General features: G+C 40.8%; 21 protein-coding genes. 14 read left to right on the top strand and 7 right to left on the bottom strand.

The annotated features are described in order from the left end of the window. The first annotated feature begins 63 nt into the window (after positions 1-63). From PSH50_RS04380 to cyoE, 8 genes are all read left to right on the top strand, one after another. The gene (locus PSH50_RS04380; RefSeq protein WP_138578303.1) at positions 64-1,095 is read left to right on the top strand and encodes an FAD:protein FMN transferase; all 1,032 of its coding nucleotides are present in this window, start codon (positions 64-66) and stop codon (positions 1,093-1,095) included. Between the two features lie 162 nt (positions 1,096-1,257). Further along, positions 1,258-1,470 carry a (Na+)-NQR maturation NqrM gene (gene nqrM / locus PSH50_RS04375; RefSeq protein WP_004587136.1) on the top strand — a complete coding sequence of 71 codons (213 nt, stop codon included), beginning with the start codon at positions 1,258-1,260 and terminating at the stop codon, positions 1,468-1,470. A gap of 1,050 nt (positions 1,471-2,520) precedes the next feature. Next, on the top strand, positions 2,521-2,940 hold the full coding sequence (locus PSH50_RS04370; protein WP_055016845.1) for a hypothetical protein: 420 nt from the start codon (positions 2,521-2,523) through the stop codon (positions 2,938-2,940). 310 nt (positions 2,941-3,250) lie between these two features. Then, positions 3,251-4,204: a ubiquinol oxidase subunit II gene (cyoA, locus tag PSH50_RS04365; RefSeq protein WP_273609325.1), complete on the top strand. Its 954-nt coding sequence runs from the start codon at positions 3,251-3,253 to the stop codon at positions 4,202-4,204. A 2-nt stretch (positions 4,205-4,206) separates the two neighbouring features. Then, entirely contained in the window at positions 4,207-6,195 is a 1,989-nt protein-coding gene (gene cyoB, locus PSH50_RS04360) for a cytochrome o ubiquinol oxidase subunit I (protein ID WP_273609324.1), read from the top strand. Further along, entirely contained in the window at positions 6,192-6,833 is a 642-nt protein-coding gene (cyoC, locus tag PSH50_RS04355) for a cytochrome o ubiquinol oxidase subunit III (RefSeq protein ID WP_273609323.1), read from the top strand. Before cyoB ends, cyoC begins: the two co-directional genes overlap by 4 nt. Continuing rightward, positions 6,833-7,189 carry a cytochrome o ubiquinol oxidase subunit IV gene (cyoD, locus tag PSH50_RS04350; protein WP_004587444.1) on the top strand — a complete coding sequence of 119 codons (357 nt, stop codon included), beginning with the start codon at positions 6,833-6,835 and terminating at the stop codon, positions 7,187-7,189. Before cyoC ends, cyoD begins: the two co-directional genes overlap by 1 nt. A gap of 9 nt (positions 7,190-7,198) precedes the next feature. Further along, the gene (gene cyoE, locus PSH50_RS04345) at positions 7,199-8,083 is read left to right on the top strand and encodes a heme o synthase (RefSeq protein ID WP_273609322.1); all 885 of its coding nucleotides are present in this window, start codon (positions 7,199-7,201) and stop codon (positions 8,081-8,083) included. A 59-nt stretch (positions 8,084-8,142) separates the two neighbouring features. Here cyoE and PSH50_RS04340 read toward each other — a convergent pair whose 3' ends face one another. Next, positions 8,143-8,730, bottom strand: a complete 588-nt coding sequence (locus PSH50_RS04340) for an FMN-binding negative transcriptional regulator (RefSeq protein ID WP_273609321.1) — start codon at positions 8,728-8,730, stop codon at positions 8,143-8,145. Continuing rightward, positions 8,730-9,305 (bottom strand): GNAT family N-acetyltransferase, encoded by a 576-nt coding sequence (locus PSH50_RS04335; RefSeq protein ID WP_273609320.1) that lies wholly within the window; start codon positions 9,303-9,305, stop codon positions 8,730-8,732. The genes PSH50_RS04340 and PSH50_RS04335 overlap by 1 nt, the downstream gene beginning before the upstream one ends. 104 nt (positions 9,306-9,409) lie before the next feature. Between PSH50_RS04335 and PSH50_RS04330 the strand changes: the two genes are divergently transcribed. After that, a complete protein-coding gene (locus PSH50_RS04330; RefSeq protein WP_273609319.1) occupies positions 9,410-10,870 on the top strand; it encodes a PLP-dependent aminotransferase family protein in 1,461 nt (486 codons plus the stop codon). On the opposite strand, the gene PSH50_RS04325 is transcribed toward PSH50_RS04330, so the two are convergent. From PSH50_RS04325 to ettA, 5 genes are all read right to left on the bottom strand, one after another. Then, complete coding sequence (locus tag PSH50_RS04325) at positions 10,817-11,536, bottom strand: hypothetical protein (protein WP_273609318.1); 720 nt, start codon at positions 11,534-11,536, stop codon at positions 10,817-10,819. The two genes, PSH50_RS04330 and PSH50_RS04325, sit on opposite strands and share 54 nt — an antisense overlap. A 104-nt stretch (positions 11,537-11,640) precedes the next feature. Next, entirely contained in the window at positions 11,641-12,135 is a 495-nt protein-coding gene (locus PSH50_RS04320) for a TlpA disulfide reductase family protein (RefSeq protein WP_273609317.1), read from the bottom strand. Positions 12,136-12,195: 60 nt separating this feature from the next. Beyond that, the gene (locus PSH50_RS04315; protein ID WP_273609316.1) at positions 12,196-13,104 is read right to left on the bottom strand and encodes a histone deacetylase; all 909 of its coding nucleotides are present in this window, start codon (positions 13,102-13,104) and stop codon (positions 12,196-12,198) included. 62 nt (positions 13,105-13,166) lie between these two features. After that, the gene (locus PSH50_RS04310) at positions 13,167-13,523 is read right to left on the bottom strand and encodes a PilZ domain-containing protein (protein WP_273609315.1); all 357 of its coding nucleotides are present in this window, start codon (positions 13,521-13,523) and stop codon (positions 13,167-13,169) included. Positions 13,524-13,642: 119 nt separating this feature from the next. Next, positions 13,643-15,316, bottom strand: a complete 1,674-nt coding sequence (gene ettA, locus PSH50_RS04305; protein WP_029773845.1) for an energy-dependent translational throttle protein EttA — start codon at positions 15,314-15,316, stop codon at positions 13,643-13,645. A 233-nt stretch (positions 15,317-15,549) separates the two neighbouring features. Here ettA and metA point away from each other — a divergent pair, with 233 nt between their 5' ends. The 5 genes from metA (at position 15,550) to PSH50_RS04280 (ending at position 21,800) form a co-directional block, all read left to right on the top strand. Then, positions 15,550-16,497, top strand: coding sequence for a homoserine O-succinyltransferase (gene metA, locus PSH50_RS04300; protein WP_273609314.1), 948 nt, complete (start codon positions 15,550-15,552; stop codon positions 16,495-16,497). Further along, on the top strand, positions 16,487-17,560 hold the full coding sequence (locus PSH50_RS04295) for a homocysteine S-methyltransferase family protein (protein WP_273609313.1): 1,074 nt from the start codon (positions 16,487-16,489) through the stop codon (positions 17,558-17,560). Before metA ends, PSH50_RS04295 begins: the two co-directional genes overlap by 11 nt. An 8-nt stretch (positions 17,561-17,568) precedes the next feature. Beyond that, positions 17,569-20,199: a methionine synthase gene (metH, locus tag PSH50_RS04290; protein WP_273609312.1), complete on the top strand. Its 2,631-nt coding sequence runs from the start codon at positions 17,569-17,571 to the stop codon at positions 20,197-20,199. A 208-nt stretch (positions 20,200-20,407) separates the two neighbouring features. Further along, positions 20,408-21,034, top strand: a complete 627-nt coding sequence (locus tag PSH50_RS04285; protein ID WP_273609311.1) for a DUF2971 domain-containing protein — start codon at positions 20,408-20,410, stop codon at positions 21,032-21,034. Positions 21,035-21,044: 10 nt separating this feature from the next. Continuing rightward, a complete protein-coding gene (locus tag PSH50_RS04280) occupies positions 21,045-21,800 on the top strand; it encodes a hypothetical protein (RefSeq protein ID WP_273609310.1) in 756 nt (251 codons plus the stop codon). Positions 21,801-21,908: the final 108 nt, after the last annotated feature.

The following is a 21,908-nucleotide window of genomic DNA, read 5'->3' as shown; positions in this document are numbered from 1 at the left end:
ACGGGCCTCGTCGCACATTGTGCAACGGGGCTTTTTTTATTTTATTTTACATGGGCTAATTTAATGAACAGAGTAAGCAGTTCTCAAGGCGCTATCAGTATTTTTTTATTAACTATAATGCTATTTATCTCTGGCTGTGGGGCTGAAAAAACACCTCAGGAGGTATTTTTAGAAGGCAAAACGATGGGCACCACCTATCATATTAAATACTTTGCCGACGATAAAAGCGTTGATGCCACTAAATTACAGCAGCAAATAGATACGCAATTGAAAGCGGTTAATCAGTCTATGTCTACGTATATCCCCGATTCTGAAATTAACACATTTAATAAATTACCCGCCAACCAGGTTATGCCAATTAGTGAAGACTTTAGGGCTGTGGTGAGTGAATCGATTCGCTTAGGTAAGTCGACTAAAACGCTTGATGTAACGATGGGCCCGTTAATAGATTTATGGGGCTTTGGACCTGATAAAAAACCAACTAAGCGCCCAAGTGATGAAGCACTTGCTGCAATGATTGAAAAAATTGGTGTAGATAAACTTAATCTTACTGAGCAGGGCCTTGCTAAAACAGTTGATGGTTTAGAGCTGTCGTTTTCGGCCACAGCGAAAGGGTATGGCATTGATAAAGTAGCGCAATTACTTGAAAGCCAAAATATTAGTAACTACATGGTAGAAATAGGTGGGGAGCTGCGCATTGGCGGTGAAAAGCCAAATAACCAAGATTGGAAAATCGCGATAGAGCAGCCAGATGCGCCACCAGGCGAGCGAAAAGTTCACCGTGTATTAGCGCCCGGTACGAATGGCATTGCAACATCAGGTGACTACCGTATTTTTTATAAAATGGATGGCGAAACTTACACTCATTTAATTGACCCAGTAACAGGCATGCCAATCAAACATGACTTAGTGTCGGTTACTGTATTACATCCTAGTGCAATGACCGCAGATGGCTTAGCAACCGCATTAACGGTTATGGGAATGGACGATGCTAAAGCATACGCTGAAAAGCACGATTTACCTGTGTACTTAATGGCTAAATCAGACAAAGGCATTGTGACTTACGCGAGCACTGCATTTAAGCCTTATTTGTAATATAATAGCGTTTAGCTAAAACTTTATTAGTGCTAAACGCATATTACAACCGATTTTTTGAAATAGACTTCTCTCGCATCTATGTGGGTTTTGGGTGTATAATTTAGCGGTCGCTCAACAATGTTTGAGCATAATTTATTGCTGATCAATAGGGGCTAAGCAATGTCACTTTTTCTTCTTACATTTGGTTTATTAATTTTAATCGTGATAGCTATGGCTGTTGGTATGATCGTGCAAAGAAAATCTATGGCAAGTAGTTGCGGTGGATTAGGCTCGGTAGGTATTGATAAAGCCTGTGATTGTGACGATCCATGTGATAAGCGTAAAAAGCGTATGGCTAAAGAGCAAGCCTGGAAAGAAAACCAAATTATTTAAGCAGTAGCTTAATGATAAAAAGCGCCTTATGGCGCTTTTTTTGTACCTGTATATTTAGTGCTCATATCTTCTTTTAATTAAACACAACCTTAATGTATTAGACCAAGGTCTATAGTTTAGTTTTTTTCACCTATTAGGTTTATTTTTCTCGTTTGTCAAATTGGAGCTAACACTCTAAAGTTTAACCATAGACACAGAGCAAGGCTCTAGTCATAAGCTTGAGGCATAAAAGTTAGCCTCGCTTAAAAGAATCTTTATATTGTGTGTGAAGATGTTGTCAGTGTGAAAGGCAACTCAAGTTCGGTGGTGACTTAGCTTGAGTTGTTTTTATTCCCTACAATTGCCACGCAGTGTAAACCAAAAATCTTTATATTGTGTGTGAAGATGTTGTCAGTGTGAAAGGCAACTCAAGTTCGGTGGTGACTTAGCTTGAGTTGTTTTTATTCCCTACAATTGCCGCGCAGTGTAAACCAAGAATCTTTATATTGTGTGTGAAGATGTTGTCAGTGTGAAAGGCAACTCAAGGTCGGTGGTGACTGGTTTTGAGTTGTTTTTATTCCCTACAATTGCCACGCAGTGTAAACCAAAAATCTTTATATTGTGTGTGAAGATGTTGTCAGTGTGAAAGGCGGCTCAATTTCGGTGGTGACTGAATTTGGGCTGTTTTTATTTGTGCTCCTTTATTTTTAACCTCATTAATATCCTTATCTCTACTCCTCAAGCCTCTTAAATATCAAATATCTATAAGCTAAACCTTTATTTTTTATTGTGTTATTTTTTATTAACAAAATAGCTGCGAAAGCTTAACGCAAAACTTTATATTTTTTGTTGAACCGAAAACTGTCTTTGTTATACTCAGCATCGAACTTTCAGTAAGTTTTGAAAGTTTGTTTGATACGGATCAATTCTCACTAGGTAAATGTGTGCTAGCCGGGTTTGATTGTATTTAGCACCTCGTTTTAGGGCTTACAGCAGCAATGTTTTTTTAATTTTTCCATTGCGCGCTTAATTACTCTAATTTTGTTATTAGTCATTTAGTAGGTTATGTCTTTGAACACACTTTCTTTGCATCATACAAATACGGCTTTTGCTTCTAGCAAACCGCAAACGTGTGAGCGCTTGAATAAAGCGGGCAAGGGCGTGTGTGTCGCTATAACATTATTAGTGTTTAATACGGTAATGCTGCTAAGTGGTGCATTAGAGGATGCCTTTCAGCTTGAAGCGCTGTTTAGCAATGGCTCTATTGTTGAGCCTGTTTTGCTGCACATCACGCAATTTTTAGCTCATCCGATCATATCTAGTCAGCTACTCATTGGCCTTTGCTGGTTATTGTTCCATATTTTTCCGGCGCGTCGTGCTGGAATAATCCTTCGTAAAGCCGCTTTCGCTTTTCGCGAGGCAAAAGTACACCAACCTGTGTCCGCTGCACATGGTTGTCGTGCTCCACCTAGCTTTACAGGTTGTCTGTAAGGCTTCATTTGTTGCTGGTTTTAATTATTTTTTCTTGCTGTAAATAATTAAAGTTTGCATTAGCAATGTAGCCGCGTGTTTTAAACACGTCAGCCAACCAACACTCACCCAAGTTAACTTTTATTACGTTATATAAATGCGTTTAGAAGCTGGGTTTGTTGCTAGGTATTTTTTGCATCCACTTGCAGCGGGTTCAGTCCCCTTTATTTTTATAATTTAGTTCTAGTTAACTTGGGTTTTTATTGAAAAATCGTTGCTTGATTTTTATTCAAAGCAGCAAATTAAAACTCTAGGTTTGTAGGATACTCCCTTGTTAATTCGTAACCTTTGTAATATTGCTTTAGCTAGTACGGTGCTGGCGTTGTCAGGCTGTAAAGGCGGGATACTCGATCCAAAAGGCCAAATAGGTATTGATGAGAAAAACTTAATCATCATTGCTACTGTCCTTATGTTGCTCGTAGTAATCCCCGTTATTGTGATGACTTTGTATTTCGCATGGAAATACCGAGACACACAAGATCATGAAATTTATGCACCAAAATGGGCTCATTCAAATAAGATTGAGGCCGTTGTTTGGGCTGTTCCTATTGTTATCGTTATTATTTTAGGTGTTATTACCTGGCAGTCTACCCAAGACTTAGACCCCTATAAACCTATTGAAGGTAAAGGCGAGCACCTCACTGTAGAGGTGGTGTCATTAAACTGGAAGTGGCTATTTATTTACCCAGAGCAAGGTATTGCAACGGTAAATGAATTGGTATTTCCGGCTAATGTACCTGTTGAATACAAAATCACTTCACAAAGCACAATGAACTCGTTTTTTATTCCTCAGCTAGGTAGTCAAATTTATTCTATGGCTGGCATGGAAACCAAGCTTCACTTAATTGCTAATGAGCCGGGCACATTTAAAGGCTTTTCAGCTAATTACAGTGGCGCAGGTTTTACCGGTATGAAATTCAATGCCATTGCCACTCCAACACAAGCCGACTTTGACAAGTGGGTAACAAGCGTTAAAGCCAATGCTAATAACCTCACCCATGCCAATTATGTTGAGCTTGCAAAAGCCAGTGAAAATAATCCTGTTGCCTATTATGGCAAGGTCGACGACGGCCTATTTCATACCATTGTTATGAAGTATATGCAGGCACATGGCGATATGAACAAAAAACATCAAGCGATGAGCGAGCATGGGCAAATGAGCAAAAAGCACCATGAAATGAATAAACACGCAATGCCTTCATCTCACAGCCAGGGCGAGGAATAATAATGTCGTTTTTAGGTAAACTTTCACTCGACGCAATTCCGTTTCATGAGCCAATTATAATGGTTACCATGACGGTGATAGCGATTGCCGGGCTTATTATTGCCGGGCTTATTACTAAATATAAAAAGTGGGGCGTGCTTTGGCACGACTGGATCACCTCTGTTGATCATAAACGCTTAGGCGTAATGTACATTTTTTTAGCACTAATAATGCTGTTTCGTGGTTTTTCTGATGCAATAATGATGCGTTCGCAGTTAGCACTTGCTACCAGTGGTGCACCAGGTTATTTGCCTCCTGAGCATTACGACCAAATATTTACAGCGCACGGCGTTATCATGATCATATTTATGGCTATGCCATTTATGATTGGCCTAATGAACATTGTATTGCCACTGCAAATTGGTGCACGCGATGTCGCTTTTCCATTTTTAAACAACCTAAGTTTTTGGTTTACAGCCAGCGGTGCCATTTTAATTAACTTGTCGCTTGTATTTGGTGAGTTTGCAAAAACAGGTTGGGTGGCGTATCCGCCGCTTTCGGAGCTGACCTTTAGCCCTGGGGTGGGGGTCGATTATTATATATGGGCCTTGCAAATATCCGGGCTCGGTACGCTTTTAACTGCAGTAAACTTTTTAGTTACAGTGTTTAAAATGCGTGCCCCAGGTATGACCCTAATGAAAATGCCAATTTTTACATGGGCATGTACATGGGCAAACATCTTAATTGCAGCATCATTCCCAATTTTAACTGCTGTACTTGCAATGCTAACGCTTGACCGCTATCTCGATTTCCACTTCTTTACCAATGAATTGGGCGGTAACGCCATGATGTACATCAACCTGTTTTGGGCGTGGGGTCACCCTGAGGTTTATATTTTAGTACTGCCTGCGTTTGGTATTTTTTCTGAAATTATCTCAACCTTTGCCGGTAAACGTTTATTTGGTTACAAATCGATGGTTTATGCCAGCGGTGCTATCTCAATTCTAGGTTTTATTGTTTGGCTACATCACTTTTTCACCATGGGATCCAGTGCAAACGTTAATGCGTTCTTTGGGGTAATGACCATGGTTATTGCCGTACCAACTGGGGTTAAATTATTTAACTGGTTATTTACCATTTACCGAGGCCGTTTACGTATTAGCGTTCCGGTGCTTTGGACACTTGGTTTTATGATTACCTTTACTGTAGGCGGTATGACCGGCGTACTACTGGCTATTCCGGGTGCCGATTACGTGTTGCATAACAGTTTATTCTTAATTGCGCATTTTCATAACACTATTATTGGTGGCGCAGTATTTGGCTACCTTGCTGGTTTTGTATTTTGGTTCCCTAAAGCAATGGGCTTTAAGCTTAACGAAAAATGGGGTAAAGCATCATTTTGGTGTTGGATAGTTGGTTTCTTCGTGGCGTTTATGCCGTTGTATGTACTTGGTTTCTTAGGTATGACACGTCGTTTAAACCACACTAACAACCCAGATTGGAACATGTGGTTATACATTGCCGCAGGCGGTGCTGTCATTATTATGTTTGGTATTATCAGTCAAGCAATTCAACTATTTGTAAGCTTTAGAGACCGTGAAGCACTTGACGATGCAACTGGCGATCCGTGGAACGGCCATACACTAGAATGGGCAACTAGCTCACCTCCACAAGTGTATAATTTTGCCACTATTCCTCACGTTGATGACATTGATGCATGGACTGAGGCAAAAGAAAAAGGCCAAGCTTATCAAACAAAAGCAAGTTACAGCCCAATTCATATGCCTAAAAATACCTCAGCAGGTGTGTTGATGGCAGCTAGCCTAACGGCATTTTGTTTTGCCATGATCTGGCATATTTGGTGGTTAGCTGTAGTAGGGCTAGTGGGTGGAATTGCCATATTTATTAAGCGTTGTTACACCAATGATGTTGATTACTACATACAGCCAGATGAAATTGCACGCACTGAAGCTGCGTATAATTCAAGTGGAAATAAGGAGCTAAACGCGTGAGTACACTTTCTGCAAATCTAGAATCTGCAAATTTAGACTCTGTATCGCACGATGATCATGCCCACGCGCATGATCATCACGACACATCGGGCGATACGATATTTGGCTTTTGGTTATACCTAATGACCGATTGCCTATTATTTGCCTCGTTTTTTGCCACTTACGCCGTGCTGTTTATGAACACAGCCGGTGGTGTATCAGGTAAAGATATTTTTGAACTCGACTTTGTTGCAGTAGAAACCGCTGCGCTACTTATTAGTAGTATTACTTTTGGCTTTGCCATGATTGCCGCACAAGGGCAAAAAAAGGCACTAACACTCACCTGGTTGTTTATCACCTTTTGTTTAGGTGCTGTGTTTATAGGCATGGAAATTTACGAATTTCATCACCTAATTGTGCATGGTAATGGCCCGCAACAAAGTGCTTTTTTAACCTCATTTTTCTCGTTAGTAGGCTTACATGGTTTACACGTAACTGCGGGTCTTATTTGGATGAGTATTATGATGATAGAAGTGGCTAAACGTGGTTTAGGTAAACAAACAGTGACACGCTTAAGCTGCCTAAGCCTATTTTGGCACTTCTTAGACATTGTTTGGATTTGTGTATTTACCGTTGTTTATTTAATGGGAGCAATGTAATGAGCCACAGCGAAGCGCACGCGTTAAAGCAAATGCAAAACGAGCACCATGATGAATCTCATGGCAGTGTTAAAACTTACTTAATAGGCTTTGTGCTATCAATAATTTTAACCGCCATACCGTTTTACATGGTTATGGAAGGCGACTTTTCAAAAGTAACTACGCTTTGGAGCATTGTTACTTTAGCTATTGTACAAATTTGGGTGCACTTAAAATACTTTTTACACCTTAATTTTACGACAGAAGATGGCCGTGCAAGTACCTTCTCATTTTTATTCAGCGCCCTAATTATCGTCATGGTTGTTGGGTTATCGGTTTGGATAATTTACGAATCTAACGCAATGATGATGTACTAGGAGTTGAAGATGTTTCGTCGTTATTTATCAGTGACTAAGCCGGGCATTATTATGGGCAACCTTATCAGCGTTGCAGGCGGTTTTTTGCTTGCCTCTCGCGGAGATATAGACCCATGGCTAATGGTTGTTACGCTTATTGGCCTGTCGCTTGTGGTTGCATCGGGCTGTGCTATCAACAATGTTATTGATAGAGATATAGATGTAGCCATGGCACGTACGCGTACGCGGGTTACAGTAACAGGCGAAATGTCGGCCTTTGCTGCACTGAGTCACGGGGTTTTGTTGGGGGTTGTAGGTTTTGGTTTACTCATTGCTTACACCACACAAGCCGCGGTATTTTTTGCAGTGTTTGGTTATGTTATTTATGTTGGGGTTTATAGCCTTTACATGAAACGCAACTCTGTTTATGGCACGTTTGTAGGCAGCCTTTCAGGCGCTGTGCCCCCTGTTGTAGGTTACTGCGCCGTAACAGGGCAGTTCGATATGGGCGCATTAATACTGCTAGTTATGTTTAGTTTGTGGCAAATGCCGCACTCATATGCCATTGCTATTTTTCGCTTTAAAGATTACCAAGCCGCAGGTATTCCTGTATTACCTGTAGCGCAAGGGATTGATAAAGCGAAACGTCATATCGTACTTTATATTGCTGTATACGCTTTAGTCGTCATGCTGTTACCAATAAGTGGCTACACGGGCGCCGCCTTTATGGCTGTGGCGTGTATTACCAGTTTTTGGTGGTTACTTATGGCACTGCGTGGCTATCGCCGTAATGTTAATTTAACAAGCTGGGCACGCCAAGTGTTTGCTTTTTCTATTATAAATATTACAGCACTCAGTATAGCCATGGCCGTTGACTACCACAGCGCAGCGCCACAACTGCTTACACTAATATAATTTTAAAACTTTACATTTCCAAAGTTAATCCAAAGGCTCGAAAGGGCCTTTTTTTATGCCTAAAATAGCTGGGCAATAGAGTGCTTGTTGGCAAGTTCTAGGCTTTGTTTTATACGGGCTCTTACATCAGGTGATTTATTTTGGCTTAGCTTAAAGTTTCCACTCCAATGAGTGGGAGTAAACTCTATAAAGCTTAATTGTTGATACATTACTTGGCGACTGCGTATGGGCACGTGATTAATATTCCACATGGGCTTAAAGGGTTGCTCAAAATGGGTTGTTAGTTGATTCATTATTTTTTCTTTCTCAATATCACTTTTAATAATCACTACCTTTGCAGTTATTTGCACAGATGAGTAAAGCCAGCTCGGCAGTGTTTTATTATTGCTATAAGAGGGAGATAGGTAACAATTGTCACCATTAAAAAGTAATTTTACAGAGTGTTCATCACATTGCGTTAACGGGTTATTTTTTGCTACGTGTGCAATAAATACATTACGTGAGTGCTCATATAATACAGGTACATGGCATATAGTATTTAAGCCACTTTGCGAGCTGGGCATTAAAATACTCGCTAGCGGAAATTGCTCAACCAATGCCTTTAAGCGTTTGATATCATTTTCTTGAAAATGCATCGGTGGGTACATTAAAGCCTCTCCTCTAGTTGTAATTTTATACTCGGCCACTGCTCATCAACTATGCTAAATTTTGCTGTGTTTCTATAGCTACCATCATTAAGCTTTCTATCTTTATAAGCGAGTCCTTCAAAATGGGCGCCTAAACGAGTAATTGCGTTACGTGATTTTTGATTTTTTTCATGAGTATTAAATGTAATTCTCACTAAATTAAGCTCATCAAACGCGTATTTAAGCAGTAAATACTTAGCGTGTGTATTTATGTAAGTTCGCTGCCAGTCATTACTAATAAATGTATGACCAATCTCAGCGCTTAAATTATGTGTATCTAACTTAAATAACCGTGTTGTGCCCACTACTTGCTGTGTGTTTTTATCAATAATGGCAAAAACAACTTGTTCGTTTTTATTAAATTGCGCCTGAGTTAAAAACCATTCGTGTAGTATTGCAGGGCTTTTAGTGTAATTGCTTAATACCCACTGCCATACATTAGGGTGCTGGCCCGCCTTATATAATCCATTTAGGTGCTTATGGTTTAATGGCTCTAAAATGACCTTGTTTGTTTTATGTGTTTGCAGATTAAACATTAATGGCTCCATTTTTGCTATTTGTGAGCAACAAATGTACGCTTATTTGGGTTGGTAAAAACAACCAGAATGTAACTTTTACCTATACCAGATTAAGGAAGCGTATGCAGCCGATTAATATTGAATTTAATGAGCAACGCAAAGCAAAGTATTTGCAGCTAGCGCAAGCACTTCGTAGCGCAATTATTAAAGGCGATATTGCGGTAGGCGCTAAGCTCAGCTCAGCCAGAGAAATGGCGCAAACTTACCAGTTAAACCGTCATACAATAATGAATGCTTTACAACTATTAGTAGCTGAGGGATGGTTAGAGTCTCATGAGCGTAGCGGTTATAAGGTAACGCAAACTTTACCTATCCAAGGCAGCGCTAATACTAAGCAAGTGCCAGCCTTAACACCTAAAGCCTATAAATTTGCTAAAGAGCTAGCAGTTCCAGCTCCTGCAATGAATTTAAATAATTATAAGTATAATTTTGCAGGTGGCCTCCCAGATCTTAATTGCTTCCCATATAAAGAATTTAAACGCTCCTTAAGCCATGTTTTTAACCATGTAGATACCAGTAAATTTCATTATGGTGATATAAGCGGTGTGAGTGAGTTAAAAGTGCAAATAAGCAATTACTTATATAAAGCGCGTAACTTAAAAACAAACGACTTACTTGTGTGTAATGGCTCACAAGAAGCACTATTTTTAATCTCGAAAGCATTTATTAGCACTAACGATTTTGTTGCTGTAGAAACGTTAGGGTATCCACCAGCCCGTAAAGCTTTTGCGGCATGTGGCGCACAAATAGTAGATATAAAACAAGATGAATACGGTTTATGTATTGATGATTTGAAAGCGCAACTTAGCCGCTTCTCAATTAAAATGATGTACTTAACACCGCTGCATCAGTACCCGACAACTGTTACTTTATCGCCTACACGGCGTATGCAAATTTATCAGTTATGTTACCAACATGGCGTAATGATTATAGAGGATGACTATGACCATGAGTTTCATTACCAATGTCACCCGTTACAACCAATGGCGGCGGATGACCCTGCGGGTATAGTTATTTACCTTTCTACATTCTCCAAAATTATGTTTTCCGCAGCCAGAATCGGTTACATTTGCGCTGCCCCTGATGTTATCGCACAGCTTAATGCGTGGAAGCAGTTAATGAATCATAAAAATGATGTGGTTATGCAATTAGCTTTAGCGCACTTTATGAAAGAAGGCGCATTTGAACGTCATTTAAAACGCATGACAAAGCTTTATAAACAGCGATATGAAGCAATGGATAAGTCGTTAAAAGCACTGCAGGCTAAAGGATTACCTCTTGAGTTTAAAAAGCCCGATGGTGGGATGGCAATGTGGATTAACTTAAACATAGATACGGCTAATATTAAAAAGTACCTACACAAACACAGTATTTATTTGCAAACAGAATCAGAGTTTTATTTCTGCGACTCTTATAGAAGCTTAAAACCTAAACACTTTAGCTACTTGCGTCTAGGCTTTGCTGGCCAGTCAGAGGAAGTCATGCAAGAAGGTATAAACATAATTGCTGAGTATGCTTATTAAGCTATTTTTTAAACTTGCTGCTTCGTAAAACAAGGGCTTTAATGTACCGCAATTTATAAATTTATATGTTAACTCATTCTGGCTAGGAAGGAGAGTTGAGGTTCTAAACTTTTGCATGCAGGCATTTACCAAATCTACAAAAATTAGGTGGTTGAAACTAGGTGCTTGGCTAATTTTATGAATATAAATACGTTCAGTGCTGCCTAAATCAATCATATCGTATTCTTGCCATTGAGTTGGCTGTGCTAAGTCTTTTAATTGGCGGGCATATAGCTGTTTACTCAGTTCTACAGTTCTGTTTGTGTAAATTAGGCTACCTGCTTTTTTGTAATTGCCTTCGTACACATCGGCGGTAATAGTTATTGCTTCACCGCGCATTAAACGTTGAATATTAAACGGTTTGGGCTTTAGCGTTATAAGTTCTGCGTTGCGTACAACATCTAAAAACGCTACATCGGGGTTTTTAATCCTATACACCACTTGTACATCGTGCGGTAATTTGTAGCCAGGTAAGTTAAATGCATAAATTCCCGAACCTTTATTCACCAGTGCTATTGCATGCTCAGCATTGTATTTGGGGTTGAGCGGGGGCAATTCTGCTGCCTCTTGCTCAGCAAAAGCGCATCCGCTTATAGTAATGATCAACAAAGTAAGTAATAAACGCATAATAATCTCATTAATTTATGAGCTTAAATTGTAGTATATAGTGCGCTAAGCTGGTGATTTATTGTTAGGCTAAGTAAGCCTGTAATTAAGATGTATTTATGCACTTAGTTTCTTACTTCGTGTAATAAAGTTCTGGCATATACGTGTAGGTTTTCGTCTTCAGGGTTTGAAGTGTTCGTTAAATAAATTATACGCCCAGCTTTATTAATAAATAAGGTAGTGGGTGTGCCTCTTATTCCTAATTGTTTTGCTATGGCATCGGCTTTAATAGCTGTTTTAAATGTATACCCTCTATCAATTATTGCTTTGGCGGGGGTGGCATCGTCGTCTTCTTGAAAGCTTACCGCAATGACCTTTAAGCCTTTGTGTTTTATTTTTTCAAGTGCTGGTTGCAGCTTTTTACAATATGGGCACCACGTAGCCCAAAAATGTAAAACGTAGGGTTGGCCTAATAAATCTTGTGTGTGAACGGACGAACCATCAGCCATGTTTAACGTTATTGCAGGCAATAGTGGTAATGAGTCATCATCAGCGAGTTGCTGTGCAGAGCTTATAAAGCTTAATAAAATCAGTGTAATTGCAGTAATTAGTTTTCTCATGGTTCGTTCTTATTATTTTTTTAATATTAATAAGAACGTGAATTAAGTTATTTCATTTCATTAAAAACCAGCGGCCTGCTCAATCACTATTGCATGGCGCTTTGCTAAACGCGTATGGTTTCTGTCGTAACCGCCGCCAATAACACTGGCAATAGCGGTGTTATGTTCAAGGCAGCGCTTAAACACTAAATGGTCACGCTGTTTAATGCCGTCCCAGCTTATATCTAGTTTACCTAAGCCATCGTCTTGCCAAATATCTACACCGGCATCGTATAGGACTAAATCGGGGTTGAGTTCTTTTAATAAAAACTGCAGGGTGTCATCCACAATGCCTAAGTATTCTGCGTCTTGCATATTATTAGCAAGGCCGATGTCTAAATCGCTGGGGGATTTTTTAAACGGGAAGTTTTTTTCGCAGTGTATAGAGCAGGTATACGCATACGGCTGATGCGCAAGCATTGCAGCTGTGCCATCGCCTTGGTGTACGTCTAAATCAAAAATGAGCACGTTGGTCACTTCATTGCTTTGAATTAATGTTTGCGCGGTAAAGGCTAAGTCGTTCACCATACAAAAACCTGAGCCAAAATCAGTGTGTGCATGGTGCGTACCGCCTGCTAAATGACAGGCTAAGCCATGCTTTAATGCTAAGCGTGCAGTTTGTAACGTGCCTTGTGGTGCGGTGAATGTACGGTTCATTAGCGGTTGCGACCAAGGTAAGCCAATACGGCGCATGGCTTTTTCGTCTAGGCGGTTATGCCATAAGTCGTGAATGTAGTTTTCGCAGTGTACCAGTTCAAGTGGCTCGGGGGAGCCCAAAATAGGCTCAACTAAATTATTACCTGCAATGCCTAAACCTTTAACCTGCTCGTATAAATGAGCAAATTTACTCATTACAAATCGGTGCTTAGGATCAAAGCTAAACGAATAATTACTGTGATAGACCAAAGGTAAGTGAGGGTTTAGGCGCATAACCGTATCAATAATAAAGTTTGCGCTATGGTAATAAACTTAACTAAGGGAGTCTATTGCTGCTATTCAATCAATGAGGCAAGCTCGCGATGAAGTAATTGTTCATCGGCTAAATTAAGTTCAACTAATCGTTTTAAATAGGTAATACTGTTTATATCAATATGGTGGCAATTAAGACCGATGTGTTCATCTTCTATGTGGCAAATAAGCACCTCCATTTTTATTTCTATATCGCTTTGTGGCAAGGTAAAGCGCAAGGTGGCTTCGCTATTTTTGGTGCCACTAAACGCCGCGCATTTAGTAATGAGTGCGCCATGTAAAGATACATCAAGTAATTTGCATGGGTAGCTCTCTCCTGCAAATTCTAATTGGGCCGCGGTTGAAAAAAGAATACGCGAGAACTGACGTCGATTTTCCATAAAACGAATTGCCTTTATTGTAATATTTAAATCAAGCATAGCGGGAAATAGCGCATAGCGATAAAAAATGGCATAAAAAAACCCCGCATAAATGCAGGGTTTGTTATATCAGTTAACAATTAACCAATTTTTTTGTACTTAATACGCTTAGGTTGTGCAGCTTCTGCGCCTAAGGTCTTTTTAAGCCATTCTTCGTATTCAGTGTAGTTACCATCGAAGAAGTTAATTTGGCCTTCGTCGCGGTAATCTAAAATATGCGTTGCAATACGGTCGAGGAACCAACGGTCATGCGATATACACATTACACAGCCTGGGAACTCTAAAATAGCGTTCTCAAGTGCGCGAAGTGTTTCAACATCAAGGTCATTGGTTGGCTCATCCAGTAGTACTACGTTACCACCGGCTTTTAAAAGCTTAGCAAGGTGTAAACGGTTACGCTCACCACCGGATAAGTCTTTTACAAACTTTTGCTGATCGTTACCTTTAAAGTTAAAGCGGCTAACGTATGCACGGCTTGGGAACTCAAAGTTACCAATTTTTAGCACGTCTTGACCGTCAGATATTTCTTGGAATACGGTTTTGCTTTCGTCCATATTGCCACGGAACTGATCAACCGTTGCAAGCTCTACAGTTTCACCTACACTAATGCTGCCGCTATCTGGTTGTTCTTCGCCACTTAGCATTTTAAATAGGGTTGATTTACCCGCGCCATTGGCACCAATAATGCCCACAATGGCACCTTTTGGCATGCTAAAGCTTAAATCGTCGATTAAAACACGATCGCCAAAACTCTTACGTAAGTTATTAACTTCAAGCACTTGGTCGCCTAAACGCGGACCAGGTGGAATAAATAGCTCGTTAGTTTCGTTACGCTTTTGGTAATCAGACTGCTGTAGCTCGCTAAACTGCGCCATACGCGCTTTAGACTTAGCTTGACGACCTTTAGGGTTTGAACGTACCCACTCAAGCTCTTGAGCAATTGATTTTTGACGTGCTTTTTCAGATTTTTGTTCTTGTTGTAAGCGCGCATCTTTTTGTTCAAGCCAAGAAGAGTAGTTACCTTCCCATGGAATACCTTCACCACGGTCAAGCTCTAGTATCCAGCCAGCTACATTATCAAGGAAGTAACGGTCATGCGTTACCGCCACAACAGTGCCTTCGTAATCGTGTAAGAAGCGCTCAAGCCAAGCAACCGACTCAGCATCTAAGTGGTTAGTAGGCTCATCGAGAATAAGCATATCTGGCTTTTCGAGTAATAAACGACAAATAGCAACACGGCGGCGCTCACCACCTGAAAGGTGCTCAATTTTAGCATCCCACTCAGGTAAACGAAGTGCATCGGCAGCGCGCTCTAAAACGTTATCGATGTTGTGACCATCGTGCGCTTGAATAATCGCTTCAAGCTCGCCTTGCTCTTTTGCTAGGGCGTCAAAGTCAGCGTCTTCCATTGCGTACTCGTTGTACACTTCGTCAAGGCGGTTAAGGGCATGTTTTACTTCGCCAACAGCTTCTTCAACTATTTCGCGTACTGTTTTGCTTTCATCCAGTACTGGCTCTTGCGGTAAGTAACCAATTTTAGTACCCGGTTGAGGGCGAGCTTCACCTTCAAAGTCTTGGTCAACACCGGCCATAATGCGAAGTAATGTAGATTTACCAGCACCATTTAAACCTAGCACGCCAATTTTAGCGCCAGGGAAAAAGTGCAACGAAATATCTTTTAAAATTGTGCGCTTAGGTGGCACAACTTTAGATACTCGACTCATCGAGAATATAAACTTATCAGGTAAAACCATGGAGGAAAGCCTTCAAATAATAATAAAAATTTCAATGTTGTATTGTAGTGGCTCACGGGTGAAACAGTCAACGAATGGCGGGTTTTAAAGCGCTAAAGCACACTTGTTAGCAAAGTATAAAACCATGAATAAATTTCATTTAGACATCTATACATCTAGAGGTTGATATTTTTAGCATTCTGTTCATAATGAGAGCGTATAAATTCTCGGTTTTTATGAGTAGGAGTAAAAATATGCCAATTACAGTGAAAGACGAGCTACCGGCTATTGCCCGTTTACGTGAAGAAAACGTGTTTGTAATGCCAAAAAGCCGTGCAAAAACGCAAGAAATTCGCCCAATGCGTTTGGCTATTTTAAATTTAATGCCTAATAAAGTAGAAACCGAAGTACAGTTTATTCGTTTGCTTGCTAATTCTCCTTTGCAAGTAAATGTAGAACTATTACGCCTAGATACGCACCGCAGCAGTAGCAATTCAGAAGAGCACCTAGATACTTTTTATCGTTATTTTTCAGAAGTAAAAGACAATAACTACGATGCGTTAATTGTTACCGGCGCGCCACTAGCACACCTTGAATACGACGATGTAGCCTACTGGGATGAGCTAAAAGTGATTATTGATTGGGCAGAGCAGCACGTTACTTCCACACTTTACTCATGCTGGGCGGCGCATGCGGCGTTGTATCATCGTTACAATTTAAAGCGTGATTTAAAAGAAGATAAACTCTGTGGCGTGTTTACCCACCAGTGTTATTTTGATCACGGAGCACTTACTCGTGGCTTCGACGATACCTTTTTAGTGCCGCACTCACGTTATGGCCACATTGATATAAATAAAATAAACGCCTGCGACGATATAGTGGTATTGGCAGGCTCTGAAAAAGTAGGTGCTTACTTAATGAAAAATAAGTCGGGCAGCCAAGTGTTTATAACCGGCCACCCAGAATACGATGCCGACACATTAAAAGCAGAGTACGAACGCGATTTACAAAAAAGCCCAGACGCGCCAAAACCCGAAAACTATTTTCCAAATAACGATGCAAGTAAAAAGCCGTCAAAAACGTGGCAAAGCCATGCCTTTTTGCTTTTTTCGAACTGGTTAAATTACTACGTGTACCAAACTACACCTTATGATATTAATTTAGTTAGCCAAGATGTGAGGACTAACAACTATGCCGAATAACGTGCCAAACAAAAATAAGCAAAGCGAATTAAGCGCTGCGCTAAAACAGCGTATTTTAATTTTAGATGGTGCAATGGGCACTATGATCCAAACTCACAAGCTTGAAGAAGAAGACTACCGCGGTGAGCGCTTTAAAGACTGGCACGTGCTAATAAAAGGCAATAACGATTTATTAAGCCTTACCAAGCCCGAGTTAATTGCTGATATACACCGCAGCTTTTTAGCCGCCGGTGCAGATATTATTGAAACCAATACCTTTAATTCAACCACCATTTCGATGGAAGATTACGACATGGCAAGCATAAGCCGTGAGGTAAACCTAGAGTCGGCCAAACTTGCACGCGCAATATGTGACGAGTTCACTGCTAAAAACCCAGAAAAGCCACGCTATGTAGCCGGTGTGTTAGGGCCAACCTCTAAAACTTGTTCTATCTCGCCAGATGTAAACGACCCAGGCTATCGTAATATTACCTTTGATAAGCTGGTTACTGCGTATGTTGAGTCTACTCTTGCATTAATGGAAGGCGGCGCTGATTTAATACTTATTGAAACCATATTTGATACCCTCAATGCAAAAGCAGCCTCATTCGCAGTAGAAGAAGCATTTGATCAAGCAGGGCGCACATTACCTGTAATGATCTCGGGCACCATTACCGATGCCTCAGGACGTACGCTTTCGGGGCAAACAACCGAAGCATTTTATAACTCTATTCGCCATATAAAACCTATTTCGATTGGCCTTAACTGCGCCCTTGGCCCCGATTTACTACGCCAATACGTAGAAGAGCTTTCGCGCGTGTGCGAAACCTTTACCTCAGTGCACCCTAATGCGGGTTTACCTAACGAATTTGGTGAGTACGACCTAGAAGCAGAGGACATGGCCGCCGAGATTATAGATTGGGGTAAATCGGGCTTTATAAATATTGTTGGTGGTTGCTGTGGTACTACGCCTGCGCATATTCGTGCGTTTGCCAAAGGGCTTGAAGGGGTTAAACCTCGCCCATTACCAGAGCTTGATATACGCATGCGTTTATCAGGCCTTGAAGCCTGTAACTTAAACTAGGAGCCAACATGACACAGCAAATTGCAGTATTTACCAATGTTGGTGAGCGTACCAACGTAACCGGCTCTGCCATGTTTAAACGCTTAATCATGGAAGAAGATTATGAAACAGCTCTTAATGTTGCTCGCGAACAAGTAGAAAATGGCGCCCAAGTTATTGATATAAACATGGACGAAGCCATGTTGGACTCAAAGGCGGCCATGATTAAGTTTTTAAACTTAATTGCATCAGAGCCCGATATATCTAAAGTGCCTATTATGGTCGACTCCTCTAAATGGGATGTAATAGAGGCAGGGCTTAAATGTATTCAAGGCAAGGCGATTGTTAACTCAATATCGCTTAAAGAAGGCGAAGAGCCATTTAAGCGCCAAGCTAAAATTATTAAACGCTTTGGTGCAGCCGCTGTTGTTATGGCGTTTGACACCGAAGGCCAAGCCGACACCGCAGATAGAAAGTACGAAATATGTGAGCGCAGCTACAAAATCTTAGTCGATGAAATAGGTTTTCCGCCGGAGGATATTATATTCGACCCTAATATATTTGCTGTAGCCACCGGTATAGAAGAACACGACAACTACGCAGTAGAATTTATAGAAGGCACACGCCGCATTAAACAAAACTTACCGCACTGTAAAGTGTCGGGCGGGGTGTCTAATGTCTCGTTTTCGTTTAGAGGTAATAACCCCGTACGTGAAGCGATTCACTCGGTGTTTTTATACCATGCGATAAAAGCGGGTATGGATATGGGTATTGTAAACGCAGGGCAACTTGCGGTTTACGACGACATCCCCGAGGAACTTCGCAAAGCCGTAGAAGATGTAATCCTTAACACTGACCCAGGTTCAGGTGAGCGCTTAGTAGAAATAGCCCCTAAGTTTTCAGGCATGGCACAAGCCGAACGCGTAGAAGATTTAGAGTGGCGCACATGGCCTGTTGAAAAACGCCTAGAGCACGCCCTTGTAAAAGGCATTACCACCTTTATAGATGAAGACACGGAAGAGTGCCGAGCTGCCGCCGATAAACCTATTCACGTAATTGAAGGGCCATTAATGGATGGCATGAACGTGGTAGGGGATTTATTTGGCGCAGGTAAAATGTTTTTACCGCAAGTTGTTAAATCGGCCCGCGTAATGAAGCGAGCAGTGGCCTACCTAGACCCATTCATAGAAGCCGAAAAAGAAGAAGGTGCCACTAACGGTAAAGTAGTTATGGCAACCGTAAAAGGCGACGTGCACGACATTGGTAAAAACATTGTAGGCGTAGTACTGCAATGTAATAACTACCAAGTAATCGATTTAGGCGTAATGGTACCTGCTGAAAAAATACTGCAAACCGCGATTGACGAAAAAGCCGACATAATCGGCCTTTCGGGTTTAATTACCCCATCGCTTGATGAAATGGTACACGTAGCCAAAGAAATGACCCGCCGAGGCTTTGAATTACCCCTTATGATTGGCGGTGCAACTACCTCTAAAGCGCATACTGCCGTTAAAATTGAGCCGCAGTACGACAAAGGCGTAGTGTATGTAAATAACGCCAGCCGTGCGGTGGGCGTGGTATCGAGCTTATTATCTAAGGAGCTAAAACCGGCCTTTTTAGAAAAAACTAAAGCCGAGTACGAAAAAGTACGCGAGCAACAAGCGCGCAAAAAGCCACGTTCAAAACCCGTTACCATACAGCGCGCCCGAGATAACGCCGCCAAGCTTGATTGGGATAACTACACGCCACCCGTGCCTAAAAAGCTGGGCGTGACCGAATTTAAAAATGTATCAATTGCGACTTTACGTAAATACATAGATTGGACCCCATACTTTATGACGTGGTCAATCGCTGGTAAATACCCACGCATAATGGACGATGAAGTCGTTGGCGAGCAAGCACGTAGCTTGTTTAAAGACGCTAACGACATGCTCGACGACCTTGAAAAGTCAGGTGCTTTGCAACCTTTAGGTGTAATTGGTTTATTCCCTGCAAACCGCGTGGGTGATGACATAAAAATTTACACCGACGAAACCCGCAAAGAGCTGTTAACTACCTCATGCCATTTACGCCAGCAAACCGAAAAAACCGACTTTGCTAACTATTGTTTAGCCGACTACATTGCGCCAAAAGGCACACCTGATTACTTTGGCGCGTTTGCAGTAACGGGCGGCTTAGAAGAAGACGACCTAGCCGACGCGTTCGATGCCAAGCAAGATGACTACAATAAAATAATGGTAAAAGCGGTTGCCGACAGGCTTGCCGAGGCGTTTGCAGAATACTTGCACGAACAAGTGCGCAAAGAGTATTGGGGTTACGCAGCCGATGAAAACTTAAGTAACGATGAGCTAATTCGCGAAAACTACCAAGGTATTCGCCCAGCGCCTGGTTACCCAGCGTGCCCAGAGCACACCGAGAAAAAGAAAATTTGGCAGTTACTCGATACCGAAAAACGCATTGGCATGCAGCTCACCAGCTCATACGCCATGTGGCCAGGGGCTGCGGTTTCGGGTTGGTATTTCTCACATCCTGAGGCAAAATACTACGCCGTAGCCGCTGTGCAAAAGGATCAGGTAGAAGATTATGCCAAGCGAACTAGTATGACGCTCACAGAGGCAGAAAGATGGCTATCGCCTAATTTGGGGTATGAGCCAGAGTAAAAGAGCAGCGGTCAGTTTTTAGCTGTCAGCTATCAGTAAAAGAAAAACGAGCCTAATTTGGCTCGTTTTTTTATATTAAAGAAAAGAAGTAAAAATTGGTTCATATGTATTCAGTGTTTATTTAGTATAAGTAGTAATAAAAAGCTGAGTAACTTGATTTTTACTCAGGAAAATATTCTTTTCTAAAAATAATAGGATTATAGATTAAATGAAGCTTTATCATTACATGGATGAGGTGTTTGGCTTAAAAAATTTATCAAATAGGAGGATTAAGGCTTCAACTTTTGACAATTTGAATGACCCTTTTGAGTTATTAGGTATCGAAACTAGCACACCTTATATACGTGCAAGCTTAAATAGGATGAAACTAGGTGTTTCAAGAGAATTTGGAATATTGTGCTTTAGTAAAATTTGGTCTAACCCTATTCAGTGGGCTCATTATGCTAATAACCACAAGGGCATATGTGTGGAACTTGAGCTATCTAATAAAGAGGATGCTCAAGAAGTAAAATATTATTCTGAAAGATTTAAAAGTAATTTAATAGATGATCAAAGCTTCCCACTAAAGTTATTACTTTCTAAATTCAAACATTGGGAATATGAAAAAGAATATAGAACAATTCGGGACCTTAATAACTTTGAAAAAGAAAATGGTCTTTATTTTCAGCCATTCAATGAGGACATGAAACTATCTAAAATAATTATTGGATGCCAATCGAAGTTAACTAGAAGCGAGCTAGAGAAGTCCCTCTGCATTCAGGATAGAGGTGTTGAAATTATATATGCTAGAGCAGCTTTCAAGTCATTTAAGATTGTTAAGTATCAGAATAAATAAAGGACTATTAATGAAGTATCTACATTATATATTGCTTTGCCTATCCCTATTTTTCACATCGAACACATTTGCGCTTGAGCAAAAGTATCACGGGAGTGTTTTACCTGTTATTGCTGCTTTTAAAGCGCAGGATAAAACTGCGATTGCTGCGCATATTCGCTACCCTCTAAAAAGGCAATATCCATTGCCCGACATTAAAAATGAAGCTGAGTTTATTAACCGCTTTGATGAAGTGTTCGACGATGAACTAGTTGCCGTTATTGGCAGCTCTAATATTAATACCGATTGGAATAAAGTTGGTTGGCGCGGCATTATGCTAAATAACGGCGTGATGTGGCTAGATACCGACGGTAAAATTATCGGTATAAATAGCCACACAGCTAAAGAGCAGGCGTTTGCTAAACGCTTAATTGAACAAGACAAGCAATCACTCCATTCAAGTATTAATACATTTGAAGAGCCAGTGCTGGATTGGAAGACGGCTAGCTACCATATTCGCGTTGATGATTTAGGTGATAGAAATTACCGTTATGCAGTGTGGAGTAGTGATAAAAGGCCAAAGGACAAGCCTGATATGGTTTTATTTAACGGTGATATTACCTTTGAGGGTAGCGGCGGCAATCACCACTATACGTTTATAAACGGACGCTATAGTTACATATTACACGTTACTATTATTGGCTGCGATACATCGCCACCTGGTTGGCTTGAAGTATATAAAAATGATGAGCAGTTATTAAATGAGTCAGTTATAAGTACTAAGTAAAATCAGTAAACCCTTCTTATCTCTATCTAATAAAGCTGCCACTTAATAACAGCTATAGGTTGGCGTTTCGCCGATAAAAATTTCAATAAACCAATCCTAAGTGGTAGG

This window comes from Pseudoalteromonas sp. Angola-7, assembly GCF_028599255.1.
GTDB lineage: Bacteria > Pseudomonadota > Gammaproteobacteria > Enterobacterales > Alteromonadaceae > Pseudoalteromonas > Pseudoalteromonas atlantica.
The sequence above is the reverse complement of the archived record's forward strand: the minus strand, read 5'-3'. Positions and strand labels throughout refer to the sequence as shown.